The sequence below is a fragment of the Streptomyces sp. H39-C1 genome, assembly GCF_027158125.1.
In the GTDB taxonomy this organism is placed as follows: domain Bacteria; phylum Actinomycetota; class Actinomycetes; order Streptomycetales; family Streptomycetaceae; genus Actinacidiphila; species Actinacidiphila fildesensis.
In genome coordinates this window covers 22985-30847 of sequence record NZ_JAPVLS010000101.1, presented here as the reverse complement: position 1 = coordinate 30847, position 7863 = coordinate 22985, and the positions used below count along the sequence as shown (strand labels likewise).

The 7863-nt window shown below is 71.9% G+C and carries 7 protein-coding genes and 1 rRNA gene; 3 read left to right on the top strand and 5 right to left on the bottom strand.

The window, feature by feature from the left end; genetic code table 11:
• Nucleotides 1–77 (top strand): 5S ribosomal RNA (gene rrf / locus O3W51_RS40580); the annotation flags it as partial.
• A gap of 249 nt (nt 78–326) precedes the next feature.
• On the opposite strand, the gene O3W51_RS40575 is transcribed toward rrf, so the two are convergent.
• Genes O3W51_RS40575 through O3W51_RS40555 form a run of 5 tightly spaced genes read right to left on the bottom strand, consistent with a single transcriptional unit; the run spans nt 327 to nt 5786 of the window.
• Nucleotides 327–1637, bottom strand: coding sequence for a DUF58 domain-containing protein (locus tag O3W51_RS40575; protein ID WP_138358898.1), 1311 nt, complete (start codon nt 1635–1637; stop codon nt 327–329).
• Between the two features lie 17 nt (nt 1638–1654).
• Nucleotides 1655–2620, bottom strand: a complete 966-nt coding sequence (locus O3W51_RS40570) for an AAA family ATPase (RefSeq protein WP_138358896.1) — start codon at nt 2618–2620, stop codon at nt 1655–1657.
• Entirely contained in the window at nt 2617–3879 is a 1263-nt protein-coding gene (locus O3W51_RS40565; RefSeq protein WP_138358894.1) for a DUF4350 domain-containing protein, read from the bottom strand. The genes O3W51_RS40570 and O3W51_RS40565 overlap by 4 nt, the downstream gene beginning before the upstream one ends.
• Nucleotides 3876–4517: a DUF4129 domain-containing protein gene (locus O3W51_RS40560; RefSeq protein ID WP_138358892.1), complete on the bottom strand. Its 642-nt coding sequence runs from the start codon at nt 4515–4517 to the stop codon at nt 3876–3878. The genes O3W51_RS40565 and O3W51_RS40560 overlap by 4 nt, the downstream gene beginning before the upstream one ends.
• 6 nt (nt 4518–4523) lie before the next feature.
• Nucleotides 4524–5786: a DUF7544 domain-containing protein gene (locus O3W51_RS40555; RefSeq protein WP_138358890.1), complete on the bottom strand. Its 1263-nt coding sequence runs from the start codon at nt 5784–5786 to the stop codon at nt 4524–4526.
• 87 nt (nt 5787–5873) lie between these two features.
• Between O3W51_RS40555 and mtnA the strand changes: the two genes are divergently transcribed.
• Entirely contained in the window at nt 5874–6941 is a 1068-nt protein-coding gene (gene mtnA / locus O3W51_RS40550) for an S-methyl-5-thioribose-1-phosphate isomerase (protein ID WP_164298262.1), read from the top strand.
• A gap of 243 nt (nt 6942–7184) precedes the next feature.
• A complete protein-coding gene (mtrA, locus tag O3W51_RS40545) occupies nt 7185–7862 on the top strand; it encodes a two-component system response regulator MtrA (protein WP_138358886.1) in 678 nt (225 codons plus the stop codon).
• The last annotated feature ends 1 nt before the right edge of the window (nt 7863 follow it).

Below are 7863 nucleotides of genomic sequence, written 5' to 3'. Positions count from 1 at the left end.
CGAACCCGGAAGCTAAGCCTTTCAGCGCCGATGGTACTGCAGGGGGGACCCTGTGGGAGAGTAGGACGCCGCCGAACAATTTTTGAGAAGAAGCCCCCAGGCTATTGCCTGGGGGCTTCTTTGCGTTCTCGGTGCCGATCCAACGGTGTTGCCGGCAGCAGTATCGAGCCGGGCCCCGGATTCGATCCGGCCGCCTCTGATGACGATCCCCTGTCTCACGCGATCAACACACCACGACGCCTTCTCGAACCGATCGTAGTGTCCCGTACACCCTCAGCCGGCGATGGTGAACCCGTACTCCCCGGCGAACCTCAGCGGTCCCAGCACTAGAGGCGGCCGGCGGCCTTCAGGGCCAGGTACGCGTCCGCCAGAGCGGGGGCGATGTCCGTGGGTGGGGCGTCGACGACGGTGATGCCGTGGCGGGAGAGGCGCTGGCCGGTGCGGCGGCGTTCGGCTCGCGCTTGTTCGGCTGCTGCTGCCGCGTAGACGGCGTCCAGTGTGCCGCGGCCCCGGGCCATTTCCTCGATGCGGGGGTCGGCCACGGACGCGATGAGGACTTCGTGCCGGTGGGTGAGCTGGGGGAGGACGGGAAGCAGGCCCTCCTCCATGGGGGCCGCGTCGAGGCCCGTGAGCAGGACGACGAGGGATCGGCGCGGGGCGCGCTGCAGGATCGCGGCGACCAGGCCCCTGGCGTCGGACTCGACCAGTTCGGGTTCGATCGGCGCCATCGCGTTGACGAGCGCCGGAAGCATGTCGGTGGTGCTGCGGCCCTGGACGGAGGCGCGGATGCGGCGGTCGTAGGCGAGGAGGTCCACGCGGTCGCCGGCCCGGCCGGCGAGGACGGCGAGCAGCAGCGCGGCATCCATGGCGGCGTCGAGCCGGGGAGCGTCGCCGACCCGGCCCGCCGAGGTGCGGCTGGTGTCGAGCACGATGAGGATGTGCCGGTCGCGTTCCGGCCGCCAGGTGCGTACGGCGACGGTCGTGCGGCGGGCACTCGCGCGCCAGTCGATCGAGCGGGTGTCGTCGCCGGGGATGTACTCGCGCAGCGAGTCGAACTCGGTGCCCTGACCGCGGGTCAGAAGTGAGGTGCGGCCGTCGAGTTCGCGGAGCCGTGCCAGCCGGGAGGGCAGGTGCTTGCGGCTGGTGAAGGGCGGCAGTACGCGGACGGTCCACGGGATGCTGTGCGAGCCCTGGCGGGCGGCGAGGCCGAGCGGACCGTGCGAGCGCACGATGACACGTTCGGCTTGGCGGTCGCCGCGGCGGGTCGGGTGCAGCACGGTCGTGACGCGGCGGCGCTCGCCCGGTGGGACCACCAACCGGTGCCGGGACGCGGCCACTTCGGTGCCCGGGTGCCAGCTGCTGGGCGGCCAGGAGTCGCGCAGCAGGGCGCGCAGCGGCCGGCGGCCGGGGTTGGTGACGGTCAGCGTGACGTTCGCGGTTTCACCGAGTCGAACGGATGTATCACCGATTCGAGTGAAATGGAGCTTTCGTACTGGCGCGGCGAGCGCGAGGTCGCACAGAATTCCGAGCAGAAGAACGCCTTCGACAGCGAGGATGCCGCTCCAGCCGGGGAGCAGCACACCGACGGCGAGGGCGCCGAGTGCGGCGAGAAGGGCGGTGCGTCCGGTGAGTGCCATGGGCTGTTCCTGCCGGCCTAGCGGGGCACGGGGACGTGGGCGAGGATCGCGGTGATGACCGAGTCGGCCGTCACGCCCTCCATCTCGGCCTCGGGCCGGAGTTGCACCCGGTGGCGGAGGGTGGGCAGGGCGAGGGCCTTGACGTCGTCGGGAGTGACGTAGTCCCGGCCGGTGAGCCAGGCCCAGGCGCGCGAGGTCGCCAGCAGGGCGGTCGCACCACGCGGTGACACTCCGAGGGTGAAGGAGGGGGATTCTCGGGTGGCCCGGCAGAGGTCGACGATGTAGCCGGTGATCTCGGGGGAGACGGACGTCTTGGCGACGGCGGCGCGGGCGGCTTCGAGGTCGTCGGGGCCCGCGACGGGACGCAGTCCGGCGCCCGCGAGGTCCCGGGGGTTGAAGCCTTCCGCGTGCCGTGTGAGGACGTCTATCTCGGTGGCGCGCGAAGGCAGCGGAAGGATCAGCTTCAGCAGGAATCGGTCGAGTTGGGCTTCGGGGAGGGGATAGGTGCCCTCGTACTCGACCGGGTTCTGGGTGGCTGCGACCAGGAACGGGTCGGGGAGGAGGCGCGGAGTGCCGTCGACCGATACCTGGCGTTCCTCCATCGCTTCGAGGAGGGAGGCCTGGGTCTTGGGCGGGGTGCGGTTGATTTCGTCGGCGATCAGGAGGTTGGTGAAGACCGGGCCGGGCTGGAAGGAGAACTCGGCGGTGCGGGCGTCGTAGACGAGGGAACCGGTGACGTCGCCGGGCATGAGGTCGGGCGTGAACTGGACGCGCTTGGTCTCCAGTTGGAGCGAGGCTGCCAGGGCGCGGACCAGGAGGGTCTTGGCGACTCCGGGGACGCCTTCCAGGAGGACATGGCCGCGGCACAGCAGTGCGACCACCAGGCCGGTCACTGCTGCGTCCTGGCCGACGACGGCCTTGGCGATTTCGGTGCGCAGGGCCTCGAGTGAGGTGCGGGCACTGTCGGCTGTCGGGGCGCTCACGGAGTTGCGTACCTCTCTGTGGAAGTGATCCGGCGCTCGAGGTCGTCGAGGTCGTCGGCCAGACGCAGCAGGGCCGCGTCGTCGGATGGGGGCGGGCCGTAGAGCAGCGCGCCCGGGTCGGGATCCGGGCCGCCGGTGCCGGGGCTGCCGAGGAGGGCGGCGACGGCTGCGACAAGGGCCTCCGGGGCGGGGGCCGGGGAGATGCCGACGATCGGTGCGAGCCGGTCGCGGGTCGCCTGGCGCAGTGCTTCGGCGGCCCTGGCCCGGGCGTTGGCCCGGCGGTAGAGGCGGGCGCGGCCTTCGGTGGTTTCGGAGGCGTGCACGGCCACGGGGAGTCGTTCGGCGATGACGGGGCCGAGCCGCCGGGCTCTCCAGAGGGCGGTGATGACGGCGGCGATCAGCAGCTGGAGGAGACCCCAGCTCCAGCCGTCGGGGATGAGGTCGAAGAAGCTTTTGCGCTCGCCGTCGAGTGCGGAGGTGTCGCTGAGGGAGGGGAGGTACCAGACCAGTTTCGGGTGGGCGCCGAGGAGTTGGAGGGCGAGGGAGGCGTTGCCCTGCTCGTCGAGGCGGTTGTTGGTGAGGAGGCCGGCGGAGCCGAGGACGACGGTGTCGCCGGTTCCGGCGGCAGGCAGCCGGATCAGGGTCGGGTTGCCGCCGCTGAGGTAGCAGCTGTCGGCGCCGGGGACGGAGGTCGCGTACTCGACGCCGCCGAGCTCGACGTCGCCCGCGCGGATGGCGCTGAGCAGCGAGCACTGCGGGGCGAGGGTCCGGGTGGCGGTGGGCGCGAGGGCCTGGACGCCGGGGGCGAGCGCTTCGGCCGCGGAGGGGCCGGGGGAGACGAGAACGGTACGGCCGCCGGACTGTTCGGCGGCGCTGTGGAGGAGGGACTGCTGATGTGGGGTGAGCAGGTCGGGGACGGCCACGAGCAGGGTGGTGTCCGTACCGAGCGCGGCGGTGGCTTCGTTGGTGGTGGTCACGACGGTGGTGGTGACGCCCTGGGCCGCGAGGAGTTGGGCGACGGCGCGGCTGCCCGCGGGGTCGGCGGAGCGGGGGTCCAGTGCTCCATGGCTTTCGCCGGAGCGCAGCGCGGCATAGCCGATGCCGAAGATGAGGACGGCGAGCGCGGCTGCCAGGAGGGCGCGCGAGCGGGTCCACAGCTGGCGGGCGGTGGGGGAGACCGACGTGTCGCCCGTGTTGTCGGCGGGATCGGCGGCAGAGGTGGCCGGCGGGGCGGGTGCCGCGGAGAGGGGAGTGGTCATGGGCGGGCGTCCCCGGCGCCGGCGAACTGGGGTTTGGCGCGTTGCAGCCGGCTGTCGAGGTCGCGCAGGACCGTGTACGTCTGCTCGGTGCCGGTGCGGCCGCCGTAGGTGAGGTCGTCGAAGAGCCGGGCGGCGTCGCCCAGTTCGGTGGCGTGGCCGGGCAGCGCGCGGCCGGCGTCCGCGGCGGCTTCGTCGGCGGTACGGCCGGGACGCGGGTCCAGGACGGTCCGTTCCTCCAGGGCGCGGACGAGGGCGCGCATCCGTTCCTGGGACGCCTCGGTCCATCTGCGGGCGGCGGCGTGCTGCTCGGCGGCCGTGCGGTGTTCCGCGGCGGTGCGGGTGCGGTCGCCGAACAGGCCGGGCCCGCCGGTGGAGACCTGGCGCACCTTGCCGAGCCGCCAGCGCAGGGCGACCAGCAGCAGGACGACGGTGAGGACGATGGCCAGCAGCCCCACCCCGCCGCCAGGGGTGGCGCCGGAGGCCACGGTCAGGAGGTCACCGACCTTCTCCCAGAGCCAGTCCAGGGCGCGCTGGAACAGGCTCGGGTCGTGCTGGTGGTAGATCCCCTTGGACAGCTCGTGCTCGGCCGCTTCGCGGGCGGCGTCGCGCGGGGTGGTGACCGGTGCGTCCCCCGACACCTGGGGTCAGCTCTCGGGAGTGGTGCGGTCCGGGGTCCGGGTGTCGCCGTAGCCCGGGAGGCCTGCGGCGCGGGCCAGTTCGATGTCGAGGGCCTCGCGGCGGATGCGCTGGTCCATGTAGAGCAGGGCGGTGACGCCCGCGCTGATGGGGAGGGTGATGGCAGTGCCGATGACGCCGCCGATGGCGGTGACGATGAGGAAGGTCCAGCCGAGGTTCGCGTTCTCGGACATGAAGGAGGTCATGCCGTCTCCGCTGACGGCCCCGGCGATGAGGGTGAACGGAGTCTGGATGATCATGGAGACGATGGTGACCAGGACCCAGGCGAGCAGCTGGACGCCGAGGATCCGCCACCAGGCGCCGCGGACCAGTTTCATGGAGCGCTTCATGGACGTGATGACGCCCTGCTTCTCCAGCATGAGGGTGGGAGAGGCGAGGCTCCAGCGGACTGACAGCCAGATCGCGACGACGGAGGCGGCGAGGCCGCCGATCACGGCGAGGGCGATACCGCCGCCGGTGCCGCCCAGGGCGATGATCACGATGCCCGGCACGGTGCCCGCCGCGATGATCAGCAGGGCGATCAGGGGGAGCAGCAGGGTCAGTCCGAGCAGGCGCAGCAGCTGGGGACGGGAGTCCCGCCAGGCCTCGCCGGTGGTGACCGGTCGTCCCAGTACCGCGCGGCTGATGACCATGGTGAGCATCGCGGTTGCGAAGATCATGGCGAGCAGGCTGATCAGGGCCGCGATGCCGGAACCGGCGAGGGCGCCGCCGGCCGAGCGCAGGATCTCGCCGGACGTCGCGTTCGGGTCCTTCTGGACCTGGTTGAAGTCCGAGTTCTCGTTCAGGAACAGGCCCTGGAGGACGACGAGTACGGCCTGGGTGACCAGGGCGACGGCCAGGGAGATGCCCAGCACGACCCGCCAGTGGGCGCGCATGGTGGAGACCGCGCCGTCGAGGATCTCACCGACGCCCAGCGGGCGGAGCGGGATCACCCCGGGCTTGGCCGCCGGGGGCCGGCCCCACGGTGCCGACTGCCAGCCGCCCGGGGCACCGCCCCAGCCGGGGCCGGGCTGCGGGGGCGGCGGAGGCGGGCTGCCCCAGCCGCCGCCGGCCGGCGCGGACCACTGGTCCGGCGGGGGCTGCTGCTTGGACCAGTTCGGAGCCGCGTCCTGCGGAGCGGGGGGTGGGGGCGGCGCCTGGGGACTGTCGCCGCGCTCCGGCTCGTCGGAGTCGGAGGATCCGGGCGATGCCCAGCCCGGAGTGTCGTTCATTGCTGCTGCCCCTTCGCCTGCGTTCAGTGTGCTGGCCATCGTGCCATGGGCTGCCGCCGGTGGGGCCCGGCAGGGCAGACTGGGCGGATGGGTGATCAGTTCTCGATACCGGCGGCCGATGTGATTCCCGCGCTCCGTTGGGAGGAGCCGCCGGAAGGACCGGTGCTGGTGCTCCTCGACCAGACCCGGCTGCCGGCCGAGGAGGTGGAGCTGGTCTGCACCGATGTGCAGGCGCTGGTGCGGGCGATCCGCGATCTCGCGGTGCGGGGTGCGCCGCTGCTGGGGATCGCCGGGGCCTACGGAGTGGCCCTCGCCGCGGCGCGTGGCTATGACGTGGACGAGGCGGCGGACCTGCTCGCGGGTGCCCGGCCGACCGCCGTCAATCTGGCGTACGGGGTGCGCCGGGCGGTGGACGTGTACCGGGCGGCGCTGCCCGGCGGCCTGGACGCGGCAGCGGCGGCGGTGCTCGCCGAGGCCCGTGCGGTGCACGCCGAGGACGCGGCGGCCAGTGCGTCCATGGCCCGCCGCGGTGCCGAACTGCTGGCGGAGCTGGCGCCGGGCGGTGGCTATCGGATCCTGACGCACTGCAACACCGGGGCGCTGGTCTCCGGCGGCGAGGGCACGGCGCTCGCCGTCGTGCTGGCGGTGCACCGGTCCGGTGAGCTGCGCCGGCTGTGGGTCGACGAGACCCGTCCGCTGCTCCAGGGCGCCCGGCTGACGGCGTACGAGGCGGCCCGCACCGGCATGCCGTACACCGTGCTCACCGACAACGCGGCCGGTTCGCTCTTCACCGCGGGCGAGGTCGACGCGGTGCTGATCGGCGCGGACCGCATCGCCGCCGACGGTTCGACGGCGAACAAGATCGGCAGCTATCCGCTGGCGGTGCTCGCCCGCTACCACAACGTCCCGTTCATCGTGGTGGCACCGTGCACGACCGTGGACCTGGCGACTCCGGACGGGGCCGCGATCGAGGTGGAGCAGCGTCCGGGCCATGAGGTGACGGATCTGGGGTCTCCGCTCGGTGCCCAGGCGTACAACCCCGCGTTCGATGTCACGCCGCCGGAGCTGATCACGGCCATCGTCACGGAGCGCGGTGTGGTTTCACCCGTCACGGCGGACGCACTCAGGGTGATGTGCGGTCCCGGGGCGGAGTGACGGCCGGATCCGTGGGCCGCTTGCGCTGCGTAACCTGTCCCTGGGCTCTGGCGCACGGTTGCACGGTCAGTGGCGAGATCCTGCACTGGCGTCTGTGCGCAGTACCGGAGTGACCTATACGCCATTTTTCAACGGGGCGCGATACCGCAGGCCGACCGCTGACCTGCGCAGACACGCCCGCGGACGAGGTGACTATTAACACGCTGGTCGATCAAACGGTTACGACAATGGGATGATGATGCAATGAAGGGTCGAGTCCTGGTCGTCGATGACGACACCGCACTGTCCGAGATGCTCGGCATCGTGCTGCGTGGTGAAGGTTTTGAGCCGTCGTTCGTAGCAGACGGTGACAAGGCTCTTGCCGCTTTCCGGGAGACCAAGCCTGATCTGGTTCTCCTCGACCTCATGCTCCCGGGTCGGGACGGCATCGATGTATGCCGGCTGATCCGTGCGGAGTCCGGGGTACCTATCGTCATGCTCACCGCGAAGAGCGACACCGTCGACATCGTGGTGGGCCTGGAGTCCGGCGCCGACGACTACGTCGTCAAGCCGTTCAAGCCGAAGGAGCTGGTCGCACGCGTCCGGGCCCGGTTGCGGCGGGCGGAGGAGCCGACACCCGAGCAGCTCGCGATCGGTGACCTCGTCATCGATGTGGCCGGGCACTCCGTCAAGCGGGAGGGCCAGCCGATCGCGCTGACCCCGCTGGAGTTCGACCTGCTGGTCGCGCTCGCCCGCAAGCCCTGGCAGGTGTTCACCCGCGAGGTGCTGCTGGAGCAGGTGTGGGGATACCGGCACGCGGCCGACACCCGGCTGGTCAATGTGCACGTCCAGCGGCTGCGCTCCAAGGTCGAGCAGGACCCCGAGCGTCCCGAGATCGTGGTGACCGTCCGCGGCGTCGGCTACAAGGCCGGTCCGGGCTGAC

Coding starts and splice junctions, on each gene's coding strand:
- O3W51_RS40575 (WP_138358898.1), bottom strand. CDS start 1,637: ATGGCACTCACCGGACGCACCGCCCTTCTCGCCGCACTCGGCGCCCTC.
- O3W51_RS40565 (WP_138358894.1), bottom strand. CDS start 3,879: ATGACCACTCCCCTCTCCGCGGCACCCGCCCCGCCGGCCACCTCTGCC.
- O3W51_RS40555 (WP_138358890.1), bottom strand. CDS start 5,786: ATGAACGACACTCCGGGCTGGGCATCGCCCGGATCCTCCGACTCCGAC.
- mtnA (WP_164298262.1), top strand. CDS start 5,874: ATGGGTGATCAGTTCTCGATACCGGCGGCCGATGTGATTCCCGCGCTC.
- mtrA (WP_138358886.1), top strand. CDS start 7,185: ATGAAGGGTCGAGTCCTGGTCGTCGATGACGACACCGCACTGTCCGAG.